The sequence below is a fragment of the Rubritepida flocculans DSM 14296 genome, assembly GCF_000425365.1.
GTDB lineage: Bacteria > Pseudomonadota > Alphaproteobacteria > Acetobacterales > Acetobacteraceae > Roseococcus > Roseococcus flocculans.
Window position 1 is genome coordinate 110505 of the sequence record NZ_AUDH01000005.1, and the last position, 17796, is coordinate 128300.

Here is a 17796-nt window from a genome sequence, read left to right on the forward strand (position 1 = left end):
GCTGCCGCATGTTCTGCCACGCGAGCGAGACGTTCCAGATGGGCCTCGACGCCCTGTCCCCGCTCGGCGAGGGGCGCTGGCTGCTCTGCGGCTGGGTGATGCATCCGCGCGGGGCGGAGGCGCGGCTGCAGTTCCACGGGGCCGATGGCCGCGCGCTGCCGCTGCTCTACGAGGGGCGGCATCGGCGCCCCGATGTCGCGGCCGGCGCGCCCGGGGCCGTCGGCCTCTACGGTTTCCACATCGTCTTCGCGGCGGGTGAGGAGGGGCGGGGCGCGCTGTCCCTGCGGGCCGAGGCGGGGGGGCAGGAGCTGCGCGCCCGGCTGGGCGATCCGGCCATCGGCGACGATCTCTCCCGCCTGCTGGCCGCGCGGCCCTGGGCGCGGACCATGGCGCTGCTCGCCGATGCGCGCCGGGCCGGGCCGCTTCTGGCGCCGCTGCTGGCGGGTGGCGCCACGCCGGGCGGCGCGCTGGCCGGATGGATCTCGGCCCTGCCGCCGGCCGGGCCCGAGGCCGCCCCGCTCGGGCCGGCCGCCGCGCTGGCCCTGGCGGCGAGCCCGGCGGGCGATCTCGGCCTCGCCCTGCGCCCGGCCGCGGGGCGCGGCCCCCTCCGCGCCGAGACGCTGCGGCTGGAGGCGCTGGCGCGCGCGCCGGAGGGCGGCCTCTCCGCCCTGCCCCTCGCGGAGTGGCGCCTCGAGTCGGTGGGCGAGGCGCTGCTCGGCTGGGGCCGGGTGGAGCGCCCGCCGGGGACGGCGCTGGACCTCGTCCTTCAGGCGGAGCTGGGCGCCGAGGAGCTCTGGGCCCGCAGCCGGGCCCCGGCGCGCGACCTCGTCGCGCTGTTCGACGGGCTGGCCGCCGCGGCCCTCGGCCCCGAGCCCGGACCCGAGGCCCGGGCCGCGCTGCGCCGGGCGCTGGGGCGGCTGCTCGCCCGGCGCGAGGCGGCGGCGTGCACGGCGCTGCAGGCCGGGCTGGGCGCGGCCGGGCCCGCCGGGGGCAGGCCGCTGCTGCTGCTGGGCGGCGTGGAGGAGGAGCTGGGGCTGCGGCTGATCGAGGCCGCCGTGCCCAGCCTCGCCGATGCCGCGCCGCCCCTGCTGCTCTTCGGCCCCGCTGCCGGCCTCGCCCAGCTCGCGCTGGAGGAGCGCGGGATTGAGGCGCGCGCGGGCGAGGAGGCGGAGCGCGCGCTGGAGGAGGCCGGGGCGCGGCCCGTCCGCGCGCTCAGCCTGCGCGAGCTGGCCGAGGCGATGATCGAGGAGCGGCTTGACGAGGCGCTGCATGGCGGCGCGCCCGGGCTGCCCGCGCGGGATGTGCTGCTGCTGCACCGGCTCGCCGGGCCCGGGCCGGACCCGGCGGCCACCCTGGCGCGGCGCGCGGGCCGGGAGGCGCTGCCCCACACCCCCGCCTGCCCGGACGCCGCCCCGCCGCTTGCGGCGCATCTCGAGGCGCTCTGGCGCGCCCTCCCGGCGCGGCACTCCTCCGGCAGGCCCGCCCATGGCTGAGCCGCGCCATGTCTGCATCATCGCCCACGCCCATCCCGAGCACTCAAAGGGCGGGGGCGAGACGGCCGCCTGGCGCCAGGCCGAGGCGCTGCGCGCGGCCGGCTGGCGCGTCAGCTTCGTCGCCGCCTCGCCCGAGCTCGGCGCGCAGGCCGCACGCCGCCCCACCCCGACCGTGTGGCGGCACGGGCCGGACGAGTATCTCTACCCCTTCGACGGCATGACCCCCGACCGGCTGGCCTGGCGCGACGCCGGGCGGCGGCGGGCGCTGCTGGACTTCCTCGCGGGGCTCGGCGCCTCGGCCTATCACTTCCACCACTACTGGCGCGTCGGCGCCGACCTGATCCTCGCGCTGCGCAAAGCCCGGCCCGAGGCGCGCCTCGTGATGACGCTGCACGAGATGCTCGCCATCTGCCTCAACCACGGCCAGATGGTCCGCACCCAGGGGGGGGAGCTCTGCGAGGAGGCGCGGCCGCTCTCCTGCCTCGGCTGCTTTCCGGAGGAGACGATCGAGCGGCTCGTCATCCGCCGCGCCCTTCTGCTGCAGGCGCTGCGCGCCTGCGACCGCTTCGTCTATCCGAGCGCCTTCCTGCGCGCGCGCTACGAGGCCTGGGGGCTGCCCGCCGCGCGCGGCCTGGTGCTCGAGAACCCGCTGAGCGCGGCGATGATGGCCGCCCCGCGCGCCAGGGCCGATACGCCCGGGATCGAGACGCGCTTCGCCTTCTTCGGCCAGGCGACGCCCTTCAAGGGGCTGGACCTGCTGCTGAACGCCTTCGCCCTGGCGCGGGCCGAGCAGCCGGGGCTGCACCTCACCCTCAACGGGGCCAGCGCCGAGGCCGTCGCCGCGTTGCATCCCGGGCTGGCGCCTCTGATCGAGGAGCTCGGCCCCGCGCTCGCCTTCGGCGGGCGCTACAGGGCGCGGGACGTGCTGCCGCTGATGCGCGCGGCCGGCTGGGTGGTCGTGCCCTCGCGCTGGTGGGAGAACTCGCCGATGGTGATCCAGGAGGCGAAGCGCGCCGGCACGCCGCTGATCGTGGCCGATGTGGGCGGGATGGCCGAGAAGGTGCGCCCCGGCCTCGACGGGCTGCATTTCCGCTTCGGCTCGGTGGCCGACCTCGCGCGCGCGCTGCTGGAGGCGGCCGATCCGGCGCGGCGCGCGGCCATCGCGGCGACGCTGGCCGACGCGACGGGCCCGGCCGAGTTCCTCGCGGCCATCGCGGAGTGCTACGGGGGCGAGGGTTAGGCCGGCCGCTTGCCGTCGCCGCCGGCCTGCGCCTTGCGCGCGGCGATGCGCGCGAGCAGCGCCCGGGTGGGCCCGTGCAGCGCGCGCCAGTCCAGCGAGAAATTGGCGCGGAAGGGCTGGCCGTGGCGCGCGGCCTCCACCTCCCGCACCGCCTCCGGCTCGAGGAAGACCGCAGGCCGCGGCGCCTCGCGGAAGCGGGGGTTGTCGTAGAGCCGCCCGTCATAGCTCTCGGGGCGCAGCATCATCGGGTTGCTGTAGGCCACGCCGGGCTTGTTCGCGATCCAGCGGCATTTGGCCATGCCCGCGCCGATGGGGGCGAGGAAGGCGTCCGCCGCCGCGCAGAGCGCGATGCTCTCGGCCATGGGCGCGCCCACCGCGTTCTCGACGCGCAGCGCGCCGCCGAGCCCGGCCTCGATCCGCCGGGCCAGCGCGCGCTCCTCCTCGAGCGACATGAACCCGTGGGTGGAGCCCGTCTCCGCCCCCGCGTTCATGCCGTCGAGCACCACGGCGAGGCCCGGGAACTCCTCGCCCAGCGCCCGCAGCAGGGCGATCAGCCCCTCCTCCTGCTCCACCCAGGCGCGGTTGCCGAGCCGCAGCGTGACGAGCAGGATCAGCGGCGCCTCGGCGCGCAGCGCGTTGAGGCGGCCGAGGAAGCCGCGGTCGCAGCCCCGGCGAGAGGCCCGGACGATGCGCCGGGCGAGGTCGTCGGGGATGAACTGGTCCCGCACCGTGACGAGCAGCAGCCGCCGCTCGTGCAGCATGCGGGCGAGTTCGCGCTCGTCCGCCGCCTCCAGCCGCCGCGCGGCGATGGCCTCGGCGTGCTCGGACCAGAGGGCCGCGAGATCGGGATAGATGCGCCCGCGGGCGAGGGCGACGAAGTGCGCCGGCGCCTCCGGCCCGACCAGCGAGAAGAGCCGCGCCCAGCCCGAGAGGTTGTTCCACAGCTCATGGCCCACATGGGCCGTCACCAGCGGGGCCACGGCCACCTGCCTCTCCTCGGCGGCGAGGTAGGCGCGCAGCGCATCGGCGCGGATCCAGGCCTGGGCCAGCGCCTCGGCGAGGCGCCGCCGCGCCGCCTCGGCCCCGCCGAAGGCGCGCTCGGGCCGGGCGGCGAGCAGCAGCAGCCCCGCGGCGGGGAAGAACCAGGCGGCGTCCTGCAGCGCGTGCACCCAGTGGCTCGCGGCCATCACGAGGCAGGGCGCGGGGTCGGCGCGATGGAGGAAGATGTCGGGGGCGAGGTTGTCGCGCAGCAGCCGCCGCTTGCCGGTGAAGGGGCAGAGGCAGGGCTTGCCGCCGAGGCGGACCGTCGCCGCCACATCGCGCATGCGCAGCGGGATCGCGGCGTCGCCGGCGAAGGGCAGCTCTGGCCAGTCGCGGAAACAGGCCTCGCCCAGCGCCTCCGCCCCCTCGGCGGCGAGATCGAGAAAGGCGGGCGACAGCCCCGCGCGCGCGGCGAGCGCCGCCCGCGCCTCGGGCGGAATGGCGCCGGCGTCCAGCATCTCGCAGGCCTCGGTCAGCCAGAGCAGGGCGAGGCTGTGCGGGGTGAGCCGGGCCTCGGGCGCCGCCCCGGCCTCCGGCGCCGCGCCCGAGAGCAAGGCGAGCATGCCCTGCCCGAAACGCGCCACCTCCTCGGCCAGCGGGGCGGGCAGGGGGGTCTCGAGCGGGCCCGGCGCCTGCCAGAGCGCGGCCTGGAGATCCCAGCGCGCGGCCTCGGGCAGCGCCGCTCCGGTGGCGAAGGCGGCGAGCAGCGCGTCGCGCGCCGCGCGCCCCTGCCCGCGGCCGAGCAGCGCGCGGCCCGCCTGGGCGCGAGGTCCGGGCAGCAGATCGGGGTGCGCGGCCAGGGCCGGCAGCGCCCCGGCCTCCTCCGCCGCGGCGGCGAGCGCGACGAGCCGCGCCTGCGCCGCCTTCTCGGCCGGCAGGGGCGGCGGGGCGGGGCCCTCGAGCAGGGCGAGGGCGGCCCCGGCCAGCGCCGCCGCGCCGGGATGCGCCTCCTCCGCGCCGAGCAGCAGGCGCAGCGCCTCGCCCCGCGCGCCCTGGGCGGCGAGGGAGCGCGCCATGGCCAGAAGCTCCTCCGGGGCGAAGGAGGCGAGGCCGGCCGCGGACCCGGGCTCGGCCGGAATGGCTATTCCCCCGCCATCCGCGCGGCCAGCGGCGGCGCGCCCAGGCGCATCATCGCGTGCACATCGGCCGCGCGGTCGAGCCCCAGCACGGCGTCGGCGAGCTGGGCGGCGCGCTCCGCGCCCAGCACCGCGTCGGCCAGGCCGTGGAACTTCGCGCGCAGCTCCGCCTCGGTGAGGAAGTTGCCCGGCTCGCCCTTGGGCACCACGACCATCTTCGAGAACTCCCGCCCGCGCGCGCGGATGGTGAGCTTGCCCGACATGTTGCGCGGGAACTCGGCCTGCACCTCGGGATCCTCCACGCAGACCACCTTGCGCATCAGCGCGCGCAGCACCGGCTCCTCCATCCGGGCGTAGCTGTCCCAGCCGAAATGGCCGAAGGCGAGGGCGCAGGCCACCACGAAGGGGCCGCTGAACTGCCCGTCCACCACGTTCTGCGGGTTCTGCTTGTAGGCGAGCGGCGCGCCGACGAGCAGCATGCCCTTGTTGGGCAGGCCCATGGTGACGGCCTCGATCTCCTCGGGCGCGAGGCCGTGCTCGGCGCGCAGCGCCAGCGCCGCGTCCACGCTCGCATGGCCGTAGCGGCAGGAGGGGTAGGGCTTCACCGCCGTCTCCATCAGCTCGTACTGCGCGCCGAGCTCCTGCAGCGCGCGCTCGGGCACCGGGTTCGGCGCGTAGGCGCGCAGGAAGCCGGCCTTGCCCTCCAGCGCCTCCGCCGCGCCGCGGAAGCCCTCGCGCGCCAGCAGCGCGGCCGAGAGCCCGGCCATGGCCGCCCAGCCCACCTGCCAGCGCTTGGTCCAGGCCCCGTTGGCGAGGAACTGCAGGCTGCCCGCAGCCTGGCTCAGCACGATGCCGAAGGCGTCGGCCATGCGCGCGGCGTCGAGGCCCATCACCCGGCCCGCGGCCGCGGCCGCGCCGAAGGCACCGCAGGTGGCGGTGGGGTGGTAGCCGCGGTCGTAATGCTCGCCCGCGGGCAGGGCGAGGGCGAGGCGGTTCGTCACCTCATAGCCCGCGACCAGCGCGGCGATCGCCTCGCGGCCCGAGGCGCCAGTCATCTCGGCCGCGGCCAGCACGGCCGGGATCACCGGGGCGCCGGGATGCAGGCTGCCCGCGGCGTGGGTGTCGTCGAAGTCGAGGCTGTGGGCGAAGCAGCCGTTCAGCAGGGCCGCCCCGGCGGGGGCGAAGCGCGCCGCCTCGCCGAACACCGCCGCCTGGCCCTGGCCGAGGCCCATGGCGCGCACCGCGGCGATCAGCGGCGGGCTGCTCTCGGCCTCGGCGCGGCCGCGCACCATGTTGCCCACCAGGTCGAGCAGCAGGAAGCGGGCGCGGGCCTCCACCTCGGGGGGCAGATCGGCGTGCCGGATCGCGGCGGCATAGCGGGCGAAGCTCTCGGTCAGCGCGGCCATGGACGGGTTCCTCTCGCGGTTGCGCGCGAGCCTAGGCCAGATGCGCGGCGGGCGGAATGCGGGCCGCCGCCCCGGGCATGGCCGCGCGCGTTGCGGCGCGGGGCGGGACATGGCACGAACGGGGCATGATCACGCGCCGTCGCCTCGGGCTGGGACTCGGGGGCGTCGGGCTCGGGGGCGTCGGGTTCGGGGGCATGGCGCTCCCCGCGGCCGCCCCCGCCCGCGCGCAGCAGAGCTTCCAGGCCTTCCTCGACGGCGTGCGCCAGGAGGCGCGCCGGGCCGGGGTGAGCCAGGCGACGCTGAACCGCGCCTTCCAGGGCCTGCGGCCCAATGAGCGGGTGCTGGAGCTCGACCGCCGCCAGGCCGAGTTCACCCAGACCTGGCCGCAATACCGCGACGCGCGCCTCTCGCCCACGCGGATCGAGAACGGCCGGCGCGCCTTCGCCGAGAACCGCGCCACGCTCGAAGCCATCGAGCGGCGCTTCCGCGTCAGCCCCCGGGTGATCGTGGCGATCTGGGGGCTGGAGACGAGCTATGGCGGCTTCACCGGCAACTTCAACGTGATCGAGGCGCTGGCCACCCTGGCCTGGGAGGGCCGGCGCGCCGCCTTCTTCCGCGCCGAGCTTCTCGCCGCGCTGCGCATCCTGGACGCCGGGCACATCGGCTTCGAGCGCATGCGCGGCAGCCATGCCGGGGCGATGGGCCAGCCGCAGTTCATGCCCACCAGCTTCGAGCGGCTGGCGGTGGATTTCGACGGCGATGGCCGGCGCGACATCTGGGACAGCCGGCCCGACGCGCTGGCCTCCATCGCCAACTACCTCGCGCGCAGCGGCTGGCGCGAGGGCGAGATCTGGGGCTTCGAGGTGGCGCTGCCGCCGGGCTTCGACACGGCGCTCTCGGGCCATCAGAACATGCGCCCCCCGCGGGACTGGGCGCGGCTCGGGGTGCGGCGGGCCTCGGGCGCGGCCCTGCCGCCGCTGGAGAACGAGTGGGCGGTGGTGATCCCTGGCCTCTCGCGCGGGGATGAGCAGGCCTTCCTCGTGGGGCAGAACTTCCTCGCCATCCGCCGCTACAACCCCTCCAACTTCTACGCGACGGTGGTGGGGCTGCTCTCCGACCGGGTGGCGTGATGCGCCGGCCCTGGCTGCTCGCCCTCGCGGCGCTGGCCGCCGCCTGCGAATCCGGCCCCGCGCCCAGCCCGCGCTACCATCTGGGCGAGCCCTATCGCGCCGGCGGGCTCTGGGCCTATCCGCGCGAGGAGTTCGCGCTGGACGAGCGCGGCATCGCCGCCATCCAGCCGCCGCGCCGGGGCCTGACCGCGAATGGCGAGCGGCGGGAGGACGGGATGTTCGCCGCCCACCGCACGCTGCAGCTTCCGGCCATCGTGACCGTGACCAATCTCGAGACCGGCCGGAGCCTGCGGCTCAGGGTGAACGACCGCGGCCCCGAGAACCCAGCGCGGCTGATCGCGGTGAGCCCGCGCGCCGCCCTGCTGCTGGGCGCCACCGGCCCCTTCCAGGCGCGGGTGGTGCTGGATGGCCCCGCCTCGCGCGCCGCCATCGAGGGGCTGCCGGGGCAGGCCGCCGCCCTGCCCATCGCCGCCGCGCCGGTGGAGGCGGTGACGCGCGAAAGCCTCGCCCCGCCCGAGGGGGGGCGCGCCGCCGCCCCGCGCGCCGAGCCGGCCCGGCGCGAGGCCGCGCCGGCCGGGGCGGCGGCCCCATCCCCGCGCCCGCCCGAGCGGCTGCCCGAGGCGGTGACGCAGGGCGCGCCCGCCCCGGGCCGGATCCGCCTCGAGGCGGGGCGCTATTTCCGCCGCGACCTCGCCGAGCGGGAGGCCGCGCGCATCCCGGGCGCGCGGGCGGAGCCGCTCGGCCCGCGCGGGCGGCAGCAGCAGTTCGTGGTGCGCGCCGGGCCCTATGCGACCCTGGCCGAGGCGGATGCCGCCTTCGCGCGCGCCATGGCCGCCGGCCTGCCGGAGCTGCGCCTTGTCGTGGAGTGAGGCGGGGGCCACTCTCCGGCGCATGAATCCCTCCCCCCGCCGCGCCCTGCTCGGCGCCGCCGCCCTCGCGGGCCTCGCCGGCCCCGCCGCCGCGCAGCCGCAGCGCGCGCCGCAATCCCCGCGCCCCGCCCCCCGCCCCGCGCCCGCCCCGGCCAGCGCCCCCGCCCAATCCCCCCTCGGCCCCGTGGAGACCCAGGCGCGCCATGTGCTGATGGTGGATTTCGAGACGGGCGCCACCCTGCTCGAGAAGGCGGCCGACACCTCCATGCCGCCCGCCTCCATGTCGAAGCTGATGACGATGTATGTCGTCTTCGACCAGATCCGGCGCGGGCGGCTGCGGCTCGATCAGCCGCTCGCGGTCTCCGAGACGGCGGCGCGCATGGGCGGGTCCAGGATGTTCCTCGAACGCGGCTCGACGCCGACGGTGGAGGATCTGGCGCGCGGGGTGATCGTGCAGTCGGGCAACGACGCCTGCATCGTCTTCGCCGAGGCCATCGCGGGCTCCGAACGCGGCTTCGTGGAGCTGATGAACCGGATGGCGCGCGAGATCGGCCTCGCGGGCAGCCATTTCCGCAACGCCACCGGCTGGCCCGACCCCGAACACCGCATGACGGCGCGCGACCTTGCGCTGCTGGCGCGGCGCATCATCACGGATTTCCCGGAATTCTACCGCTTCTACAGCGAGCGCAGCTTCCGCTGGAACAACATCGCGCAGGAGAACCGCAACCCCCTCATCCTCGGCCGCTTCCCCGGCGCGGACGGGCTCAAGACCGGCCATACGGAGGAGGCGGGCTTCGGCCTGACCGCCAGCGCCCGGCGGGGCGAGCGGCGGCTCATCCTCGTGCTGGGCGGGCTGCCCTCGATGCGCGCCCGCGCCGAGGAGAGCGAGCGGCTGATGGAATGGGGCTTCCGCGAGTTCGACAACGTGGTGCTCTTCCGCGCCGCCGACACGGTGGAGGAGGCGCCGGTGCATCTGGGCGAGCGGCCGCGCGTGCCGCTGGTGGTGGGGCAGGAGGTGGTGGCCACCCTGCCGCGCGGCTGGCGCGAGCGGCTGGAGGTGCGGCTGCGCTACGAGGCGCCCGTCACCGCCCCGGTGCTGCGCGGGCAGGAGATGGGGCGGCTCGAGGTCTCGGGCCGCGGCGTGCCGCCGATGACCATTCCCCTCTATGCGGGCGCGGATGTGGAGCGGCTCGGCCTCTTCGCGCGCATCCCGGCGGTGGCGCGCAGCCTGCTCGGCGGCGGGACGTGAGGGGCCGGTTCCTCACCCTCGAGGGCGGGGAGGGGGCGGGCAAATCCACCCAGGCGCGGCGGCTGGCTGCCGCGCTGGCCGAGGCGGGGCTGCCCGTGCTGCGCACGCGCGAGCCTGGCGGCAGCCCGGGGGCGGAGGCGCTGCGCGGCCTGCTGCTCTCCCGCCCCTGGGACGCGCTGGCCGAAATGGCGCTGCACTTCGCCGCCCGGCGCGAGCATTGGGCGCGGCTGATCGAACCCGCCCTGGCCGCCGGGGTCTGGGTGGTGTGCGACCGCTTCTTCGATTCCACCCTGGCCTATCAGGTGGGCGGGCAGGGCGCGCCGCGCGCCGCCTGGGAGGGGCTGCGCGCCGCGCTGCTGCCCGGCGCGAGCCCCGATCTGACCCTGCTTTTCGACCTGCCGGTGGAGCAGGGCCTCGCGCGGGCGGCGGCGCGCGGCGAGGCGAACCGCTACGAGGCGCTGGGGGCGGGGTTCCATGAGCGGGTGCGGGCGGCCTTCCTAGAGCAGGCGGCGGCCGAGCCCGGGCGCTTCGCGGTGCTGGACGCTGCGGCGCCGGAGGCGGCGGTGACGGAGGCGGCGCTCTCGGCCTGCCGGGCGCGGCTCGGCGCGCCGTGACGCCGGCCGAACCGCGCGCCTGCCCGCCGCTGATCGGGCAGGAGGAGGCGCTCGCGACGCTCGAGGGGGCGGCGCGGTCGGGCCGGCTGCACCATGGCTGGCTGTTCTGCGGCCCGCGCGGGGTGGGCAAGGCGAGCGCAGCCTTCCGCTTCGCCGCCTGGCTGCTGGCCGGCCAGCTGCGCGCTCCGGCGGGGCAGGGGCCGCTGTGGCTGCCGCCGGATTCGCCCGTGCTGCGGCGGGTCTCGGCCGGGGCGCACCCGGATCTGCTGGTGCTGGCGCCGGAGGAGGAGGCGGGCAAGCGGCGCACGATCAAGGTGGAGGAGGTGCGCGGGGCGCGTCAGTTCCTGGCGCTGACCTCGGCGGAGGGGGGCTGGCGCTGCGTCATCCTGGACGAGGCGGAGGCGATGGAGGCGCCCGCGGCCAACACGCTGCTCAAGACGCTGGAGGAACCGCCGCCTAGGACAGTCATCATTCTTGTGTCCCATGCACCGGGGCGGCTCCTGCCCACCATCCGCTCGCGCTGCCGTAGGCTTGATTTCTTTCCTCTGCCGGAAGGAGTCCTCGCCTCGCTCCTGGAATCCTGGCAGCCGGGCGCGGGGGCGCTGGCCCCGCTCGCCGGCGGCGCGCCCGGCCGGGCCCTCGACCTCATGGCCGCCGAGGGGCTCGAACTCGCCCGCCTCGCCGAGCAGGCCCTCGCCCAGGGCGCGGGGGCCGAGGCCGCCCATGCCCTCGCCGATCGCCTCGCGGGGCGCGAGGCCGGCGCCGCCTTCGCCACCTTCTTCGACCTGCTGGCGCGCGCCATCGAATCGGGCGTGCGCGCCGCGGCCATGGGGCAGGGGGGGCCGCCCTGGGCGGCGCGCCGCCCGCTGGCCGCCTGGGCCGAGGCCGCCTCCGCCATCCGCCGCCAGGCCCAGGAGGCCGAGCGCCTCTCCCTCGACCGGCGCCAGGCGCTGCTTGCCGCCTTCGCCACCTTGCGGGGCGGCTGAGCCCGGCCCAGAAAGGCCCCATGAGCCGGCCGCCCCTCTACATCACCACCCCGATCTATTACGTGAACGATCGGCCCCATATCGGCCACGCCTACACGAGCCTCGCCGCCGATGTGCTGGCGCGCTGGAGCCGGCTCGCGGGGCGGGAGGTGTATTTCCTCACCGGCACGGACGAGCACGGCCAGAAGGTCGAGCGCGCCGCCCAGGACGCGGGCGAGGAGCCCCAGGCCTTCACCGACCGCGTGAGCCAGGCCTTCCGCGACCTCACCGCCACCATGGGCCTGTCCAATGACGGCTTCATCCGCACCACCGAGCCGCGCCACCGCGCCGCCTGCCAGGCGCTGTGGAAGGCGCTTCAGGCGCGGGGCGAGATCTATCTCGGCGCCTATGAGGGCTGGTACGCGGTGCGCGACGAGGCCTTCTACGGCCCCGACGAACTGACCGAGCGCGACGGCGTGAAATACGCCCCCTCGGGCGCGCCGGTCGCCTGGGTGAAGGAGCCCTCCTACTTCTTCCGGCTCTCGAACTGGGCCGAGCGGCTGCTCGACTTCTACGAAAAGCACCCGGACTTCATCCAGCCTGTGAGCCGGCGCAACGAAGTCATTGCTTTCGTGAAGTCCGGCCTGCATGACCTCTCCATCTCCCGCACCTCCTTCCGCTGGGGCGTGCCGGTGCCGGGGGATGAGGCGCATGTGATGTATGTCTGGCTGGATGCGCTGACGAACTACATCACCGCCCTCGGCTATCCCGATGAAAAGGCGGAGCTCTGGCGCTTCTGGCAATCGGCCGAGCGGCTGCACCTGGTGGGCAAGGACATCCTGCGCTTCCACGCCATCTACTGGCCGGCCTTCCTGATGGCGGCGGGGCTCAACCCGCCCTCGCGCGTCTTCGCCCATGGCTGGTGGACGAATGAGGGGCAGAAGATCAGCAAATCCCTCGGCAATGTGATCGACCCGGTGGCGCTGGTGGCCGAGTTCGGGCTCGACCCCGTGCGCTATTTCCTGCTGCGCGAGGTGCCCTTCGGCCAGGACGGCGATTTCTCGCGCGCCGCCCTGATCAACCGCCTGAACGGCGAGCTGGCGGATGCGCTGGGCAACCTGGCCAACCGCACCCTCTCGCTGATCCAGCGCAACTGCGCGGGGCTGCTGCCCCCGCCGGGCGCCAGCGAGGCGGGCGCGGCCTTCCATGCGGGCTTCGTCGCCCCGCTGCCGCAGCGCGTGGGCGAGCGGCTGGAGCGGCTCGAGTTCCACGCCGCGCTGGAGGCGATCTTCGAGGCGGTGCGCGAGGCCAACGCCCACATCACCCGCGAGGCGCCCTGGGCGCTGAAGAAGACCGACCCGGCCCGCATGGCCCTGGTGCTGCGCGAACTGCACGACGCGCTGCGCGTCTTCGCCACGCTGCTGCAGCCCGTCATGCCCGGGACCATGGCGCGCATGCTCGACCAGCTCGGCGTGCCCGAGGGGGCGCGCAGCCTCGCCGCCCTCGCCGCGCCGCTGCCCGGCGGCCTCGCGCTGCCCGCGCCCGCGCCGCTCTTCCAAAAGATCCAGAACCCGGCGTAACCCACGGATGATCATCGATTCCCATTGCCACCTCGACTATTTCGGCGAGGAGGAGGTCGAGGCCGTCATCGCCCGCGCCGTCGCCGCCGGTGTGGGGCGGATGGTGACCATCGGCACCAGCGTCCCGCAGGCTGCGGCGGTGAAGGCTCTGGCCGAACGCTTCCCCGAGGTCTGGGCCACGGTGGGCGTGCACCCCCACCGCGCCGCCGAGGGCCCCATGCCCACGGTGGAGGAACTGGTGGCGCTGGCCGATCACCCGCGCGTGATCGGCATCGGCGAGAGCGGGCTCGATTACTTCTACGACAAGGCCCCGCGCGCGGTGCAGCAGGAGGGGTTCCGCCGCCATCTGCGCGCCGCCCGCGCCACCGGCCTGCCCATGTGCATCCATGCCCGCGACGCCGATGCGGATTGCGCGCGCATCCTGGCCGAGGAGCGGGCAGGGGGGGCTTTTCCCTTCCTCATGCACTGCTTCAGCTCCAGCCCCGAACTGGCTGAAAAGGCGGTGGAGATGGGCGGCTACATTTCCTTCTCCGGCATCCTGACCTTCCCGAAATCGGCCGAGCTGCGCGCCCTGGCCGCCCGGCTGCCCGAGGAGCGGCTGCTGGTGGAGACGGATGCACCCTACCTCGCCCCCGTGCCGCTGCGGGGCAAGCGCTGCGAGCCCGGCTACACCGTCCACACCGCCCGGGTGCTGGCGGAGGTTCGGGGCATGAGCCTGGAGGCGCTCGCCGCCGTCACCACGGCGAATTTCCACCGCCTCTTCACCAAGGCGGCGTGAGCGGGCAGGGGCCCCGGCTGCGGGTGCGGCTGCTCGGCACCGGCCCCTCGCAGGGCGTGCCGGGGCTGCATGACGGCTGGGGCGCCTGCGACCCCTCCCACCCGCGCAACCGCAGGTTGCGCACCTCGGCGCTGATCGAAAGCCCCGCCGGCACGCGGCTGCTGGTGGATGCGGGCCCGGATGTGCGCGAACAGCTCCTGGCCGCCGGCACGGCCGAGATCCATGGGCTGTTCATCACCCACGCCCATGCCGACCACATCGCGGGGCTGGACGACATGCGCGCGGTGAACCGCGCCACGGGCCGGGCGCTGCCGCTCTTCGCCGACGCGCCGACGCTGGCCGAGCTGCGCCGGCGCTTCGACTACTGCTTCCTGCCGCCCACGCGCGGCTTCTACCGCCCGGCCTTCGAGGTGCATGAACTCGCCCCCGGCGATGCGCTGACGCTGCCGGGCCTCACGGGCCGCGTCTTCGCGCAGGACCACCGGGTGATGCGCAGCCTGGGGCTGCGGATCGGCGGCTTCGCCTACAGCACCGATGTGGCGGCGTTCCCGCCGGAGAGCGAGCCCTTCCTCGCGGGGCTCGACACCTGGGTGGTGGGCTGTTTCCAGCCCGGCCCGCACCCGGTCCACGCCGATCTCGCCACGGTGCTCGCCTGGCGCGACCGCTATCGCCCGCGGCGCATGGTCCTGACGCATATGGGCAACCAGCTCGACGAGGCGCGGCTGCGCGCATCGCTGCCCGAGGGGGTGGAGCCCGGCTTCGACGGGATGGAGCTGGAAGCGGCGGGCTGATTTATCCCCGGGTTATCCCCAGACGCAGATTTTTCCATAATATTGATTATGCGACTTTCAACCCTGTGGACAGCCCGCCGCCCCCGCGCCACACCCCGCCCATGACCGAAGCGCCCCCCGACCCCGCCGCCGCCACCCTCGCCCTGCTCGCCGTCATGGCCCGGCTGCGCGACCCCGCGGCCGGCTGCCCCTGGGACGTGGCGCAGGATTTCGCCACCATCGCGCCCTACACGGTCGAGGAAGCCCATGAGGTGGCCGACGCCATCCGTCGCGGCCCCGACCCCGCGGAGCTGCGCGAGGAGCTGGGCGATCTTCTGCTCCAGGTCGCCTACCACGCCCGCATGGCCGAGGAGCGCGGCTGGTTCGGCTTCGCCGAGGTGGCCCAGGCCATCGCGGCCAAGATGATCCGCCGCCACCCCCATGTCTTCGGCGCGGCCGAGATCGCCTCGGCCGAGGCGCAGAGCGAGGCCTGGGAGGCCATGAAGGCCGCCGAGCGCGCCGCCCGGGCCGAGACGGGCGCGCTGGCCGGGGTGGCGGCGCATCTGCCCGCCCTCACCCGCGCCGTGAAGCTCACGAAGCGCGCCGCGCGCGTCGGCTTCGACTGGCCCGACGCCGCGGCCGTGCTCGACAAGCTCACCGAGGAGGCCGAGGAGCTGCGGCGCGAGCTGCCCGGCGCGGACCGCGCCCGCCTGGCCGATGAGCTTGGGGATCTGCTCTTCGTGGTCGCCAACCTGGCCCGCAAGCTCGACCTCGACCCCGAGGCCGCGCTCGCCGGCGCGAACGCGAAGTTCGAACGCCGCTTCCGCGCGGTGGAAACCGCCCTGGCCGCCCAGGGCAAGGCCCCGCAGGACGCGACGCTGGAGGAGATGGAGGCCGCCTGGCAGGCGGCCAAGGCGCAGGGGCTGTAGCCCCCTACCCCTTCTGGCCGGGCCAGCGCCCGCCCATGGCCGGGCGGTCCTTGGCGGGAAACAGGCTGCCCCCATAGCCCGCCGCCTCGGGGATGCGCAGCATCACATTGCCCTCGGCATCGGGGATCGGCTCGGGGCAGACCGTCACGATAGGATTTCGTTCCGCCTCCGCCATGGCCTCGGCCACGCTGCCGTGGCGGGCGAGCCGCAGCAGGTTCAGCCGGGTGGCGAAGACCAGCGTCCTCAGCCCCGCCTCGGCCTCCGCCACGGCCTGGGCGGGAGGCAGGAAGATCGCCTCGGTGGCCTCGCGCCCGTCATGCACGGGTTCCTGCCCTTCCGGGGCGCGGGCGAGGAAGAAATGCGTATCGAACCGCTTGGGGCTGTGCGCGGGGGTGATCCAGTGGGCGAAGCGCACCAGCGCCCCGGCGTCGGGCGCGAGGCCGCGCGCGGCGAGGTGCTGGGCGAAGGCCCCCTCCCCCGCCGCGCGGCCGGGGCGGGCCAGCAGCAGCCCGCATTCCTCCCAGGCCTCGCGCAGCGCGGCGATCCGGAAGGCGCCCAGCGGGTCGGAGGGGTCGGCCAGGGCGTGGTCCTCGGGGTCCACGCGCCCGCCGGGGAAGACCAGGGCGCCGGAGGCGAAATCCACCTCCCGCGCGCGCGCCACCATCAGCACCTCGAGCCCACCCGGCCCGTCGCGCAGCAGCAGCAGGGTGGCGGCGGGGCGGGGGGTGGCGGGCGGTGCGCTCATGGCCGGCAGTGAAGCGCGGCGCGCGCGCCTTGCCCACCCCCGCCCGCGCCCTGCGCATCAGTCGGCGCGGATGTTGCCCTCGCGGATGATGGGGGCCCAGGTGTCGAACTCGCGGCGGAGATGCGCGGCGAAATCCGCCGGGCTGCCGCCCACCACCCGCCCCGCCTGGGTCTCGAAGATGCGCTGCTGCACCTCGGGCAGGGCGATGATGCGCGCGAACACCTCGTTGATGCGCTGCACCAGCCCGGGCTCCATGCCCGCGGGCGCGACGATGCCGTGCCAGACCGCCACGTCGAAGCCGGGCAGCACCGTATCGATGGTCGGCACGCCGGGAAGAAGCGGCGTGCCCCCCGCCGTGCCCACCGCCACCGCCCGCGCCCGCCCGTCGCGGATCATCGCCAGCGCCGAGGAGACGGTGGGGAAGCCGAACTGCACATCGGCACGCACCAGCGCCGTCACCATCTCCGCGCCCGAGCGGTAGGACACATGCGTCATGCGGATGCCCGCGCGGCGCAGGAACAGCTCCATGAACAGGTGCGAGCCGTTGCCGTTGCCGGCCGAGGAGAAGACGAAGCCGTCGGGCCGCGCCCGGGCGGCGGCGATGATCTCCGGCAGGGTCTGCTCGCGCACGGCGGGGTGGGCGATCAGCACCGCCGGCAGGCGGACGAGGTGGATGACGGGGGTGAAGGCCGTCATCGGGTCATAAGGCAGGTTCGGGTTCAACTCCTTGCCGATCACGTTCGCGCCGATGTCGGCCATCATCAGCGTCAGCCCGTCCGGGCGCTGCTGCGCGGCGAAGGCGCCGGCGATGGTGCCGCCCGCGCCGGGGCGGTTCTCCACCACCAGCGCATGGCCGTTGGCGAACTCGGCGAAGCGGGCGGCGACGGTGCGCGAGAGCGTGTCGATCGCGCCCCCCGCCCCGAAGGGCACCACCAGGCGGATGGGCCGGTCGGGCCAGGCGGGCTGGGCGAGCGCCGGGGCGGCGAGCAGAGGCAGAGAGGCGGCGAGCGCCTGGCGGCGCGAGAGCAGGGGCATGGGCGTCTCCTCCGGGTGCGGCGAAGGGATGCACGGCGCGGCGGCCTTGTCCACCGCAGGGACGGCCCATCCCTTCCCGCGCCGCGCCCCGCGCCTATACTGCAGGTTCCAGGGAGATTGCCGCATGACGTGGTCGCCATGACGTGGTCGCTGATCGTCCACGACCCGCAGACGCAGGGTTTCGGCCTCGCCATCACCACCTGCAACCTGGCGGTGGGCGCCTCCTGCCCCTTCCTGCGGCGGGGGGTGGGCGCGGTCTCCACCCAGTCCATCACCAACCGCTATCTCGGCCCGGCGGTGCTCGACGGCATGGCGCGCGGCCTGCACCCCGCCGCCGCCATCGAGGGGGCGCTGGCCGGCGATGAGGGCAAGGGGCTGCGCCAGGTGCATGCGGTGGACGTGCATGGCCGCTCCGCCGTCTGGACCGGGGCGAACTGCGTGCCCTGGGCGGGCGGCATCACCGGCCAGGGCTGGTCGGTGGCGGGCAACATGCTGGCGAGCGAGGCGGTGGTGGCCGACACCATGGCCGCCTTCCTCGCGCGCGACGAACTCCCCCTGCCCGAGCGGCTGCTCGCCGCGCTCGAGGCCGGCGAGGCCGCGGGCGGCGACCGGCGCGGCCGCCAATCCGCCGCGCTCTACATCATCACCACCGAGGATTTCCCGGACCTCGACCTGCGCGTGGACGACCACCGCGAGCCGCTGAAGGAGCTCGCGCGGCTGCTGCGGCTGTGGCGCGTGCAGCGCGAGCCCGGGCTGAGGGACGCCCCGCGCCGGGCCAACCCCTCGGGCAATTTCGACATGGAGGCGATGGAGGAGGCCTGGCGCCGCCAGGGCCTTTCGCTGCGCTTCCCGCGCTGAGGGGGGGCGAGAGCCCCC

Annotated in this window: 16 protein-coding genes; 12 read left to right on the forward strand and 4 right to left on the reverse strand. The window is 75.7% G+C overall.

Annotated elements, in window-relative coordinates:
• The first annotated feature begins 8 nt into the window (after positions 1-8).
• Together H596_RS24080 and H596_RS20555 are read left to right on the forward strand one after the other, a co-directional pair.
• Positions 9-1493 carry a hypothetical protein gene (locus tag H596_RS24080; RefSeq protein WP_027284295.1) on the forward strand — a complete coding sequence of 495 codons (1485 nt, stop codon included), beginning with the start codon at positions 9-11 and terminating at the stop codon, positions 1491-1493.
• Entirely contained in the window at positions 1486-2733 is a 1248-nt protein-coding gene (locus H596_RS20555) for a glycosyltransferase (protein WP_051212551.1), read from the forward strand. Before H596_RS24080 ends, H596_RS20555 begins: the two co-directional genes overlap by 8 nt.
• Here H596_RS20555 and H596_RS20560 read toward each other — a convergent pair.
• Both H596_RS20560 and H596_RS0107145 read right to left on the reverse strand, forming a co-directional pair.
• Positions 2730-4790 carry a hypothetical protein gene (locus H596_RS20560; RefSeq protein WP_037300394.1) on the reverse strand — a complete coding sequence of 687 codons (2061 nt, stop codon included), beginning with the start codon at positions 4788-4790 and terminating at the stop codon, positions 2730-2732. The genes H596_RS20555 and H596_RS20560 overlap by 4 nt on opposite strands.
• Positions 4791-4855: 65 nt before the next feature.
• Positions 4856-6256, reverse strand: a complete 1401-nt coding sequence (locus H596_RS0107145; RefSeq protein WP_027284296.1) for an MmgE/PrpD family protein — start codon at positions 6254-6256, stop codon at positions 4856-4858.
• 194 nt (positions 6257-6450) lie between these two features.
• On the opposite strand from H596_RS0107145, the gene H596_RS0107150 reads away from it, so the two are divergent.
• The 9 genes from H596_RS0107150 to mazG all read left to right on the forward strand — a co-directional run bounded on the left by H596_RS0107150 (position 6451) and on the right by mazG (position 15140).
• Positions 6451-7386, forward strand: a complete 936-nt coding sequence (locus H596_RS0107150) for a lytic murein transglycosylase (protein WP_156910060.1) — start codon at positions 6451-6453, stop codon at positions 7384-7386.
• Positions 7386-8255: a septal ring lytic transglycosylase RlpA family protein gene (locus tag H596_RS0107155; protein WP_051212556.1), complete on the forward strand. Its 870-nt coding sequence runs from the start codon at positions 7386-7388 to the stop codon at positions 8253-8255. The genes H596_RS0107150 and H596_RS0107155 overlap by 1 nt, the downstream gene beginning before the upstream one ends.
• A 22-nt stretch (positions 8256-8277) precedes the next feature.
• Entirely contained in the window at positions 8278-9504 is a 1227-nt protein-coding gene (locus tag H596_RS0107160) for a D-alanyl-D-alanine carboxypeptidase family protein (RefSeq protein WP_027284299.1), read from the forward strand.
• On the forward strand, positions 9501-10118 hold the full coding sequence (gene tmk / locus H596_RS0107165; RefSeq protein ID WP_027284300.1) for a dTMP kinase: 618 nt from the start codon (positions 9501-9503) through the stop codon (positions 10116-10118). The genes H596_RS0107160 and tmk overlap by 4 nt, the downstream gene beginning before the upstream one ends.
• Positions 10115-11104: a DNA polymerase III subunit delta' gene (locus tag H596_RS0107170; protein ID WP_027284301.1), complete on the forward strand. Its 990-nt coding sequence runs from the start codon at positions 10115-10117 to the stop codon at positions 11102-11104. Before tmk ends, H596_RS0107170 begins: the two co-directional genes overlap by 4 nt.
• Positions 11105-11124: 20 nt before the next feature.
• Positions 11125-12663 (forward strand): methionine--tRNA ligase, encoded by a 1539-nt coding sequence (gene metG / locus H596_RS0107175; protein WP_027284302.1) that lies wholly within the window; start codon positions 11125-11127, stop codon positions 12661-12663.
• Positions 12664-12670: 7 nt separating this feature from the next.
• Positions 12671-13441: a TatD family hydrolase gene (locus tag H596_RS0107180; protein WP_027284303.1), complete on the forward strand. Its 771-nt coding sequence runs from the start codon at positions 12671-12673 to the stop codon at positions 13439-13441.
• A complete protein-coding gene (locus H596_RS0107185; RefSeq protein ID WP_342663341.1) occupies positions 13438-14232 on the forward strand; it encodes an MBL fold metallo-hydrolase in 795 nt (264 codons plus the stop codon). Before H596_RS0107180 ends, H596_RS0107185 begins: the two co-directional genes overlap by 4 nt.
• A 101-nt stretch (positions 14233-14333) precedes the next feature.
• Positions 14334-15140: a nucleoside triphosphate pyrophosphohydrolase gene (gene mazG, locus H596_RS0107190; protein ID WP_027284305.1), complete on the forward strand. Its 807-nt coding sequence runs from the start codon at positions 14334-14336 to the stop codon at positions 15138-15140.
• A gap of 4 nt (positions 15141-15144) precedes the next feature.
• Here the strand turns inward: mazG and H596_RS20565 are convergent, their stop codons facing one another.
• Together H596_RS20565 and H596_RS0107200 are read right to left on the reverse strand one after the other, a co-directional pair.
• Complete coding sequence (locus tag H596_RS20565) at positions 15145-15885, reverse strand: NUDIX hydrolase (protein ID WP_037300396.1); 741 nt, start codon at positions 15883-15885, stop codon at positions 15145-15147.
• Positions 15886-15942: 57 nt separating this feature from the next.
• A complete protein-coding gene (locus H596_RS0107200; RefSeq protein ID WP_245583966.1) occupies positions 15943-16920 on the reverse strand; it encodes a Bug family tripartite tricarboxylate transporter substrate binding protein in 978 nt (325 codons plus the stop codon).
• Between the two features lie 138 nt (positions 16921-17058).
• On the opposite strand from H596_RS0107200, the gene H596_RS0107205 reads away from it, so the two are divergent.
• Positions 17059-17778: a DUF1028 domain-containing protein gene (locus H596_RS0107205; RefSeq protein WP_027284307.1), complete on the forward strand. Its 720-nt coding sequence runs from the start codon at positions 17059-17061 to the stop codon at positions 17776-17778.
• Positions 17779-17796: the final 18 nt, after the last annotated feature.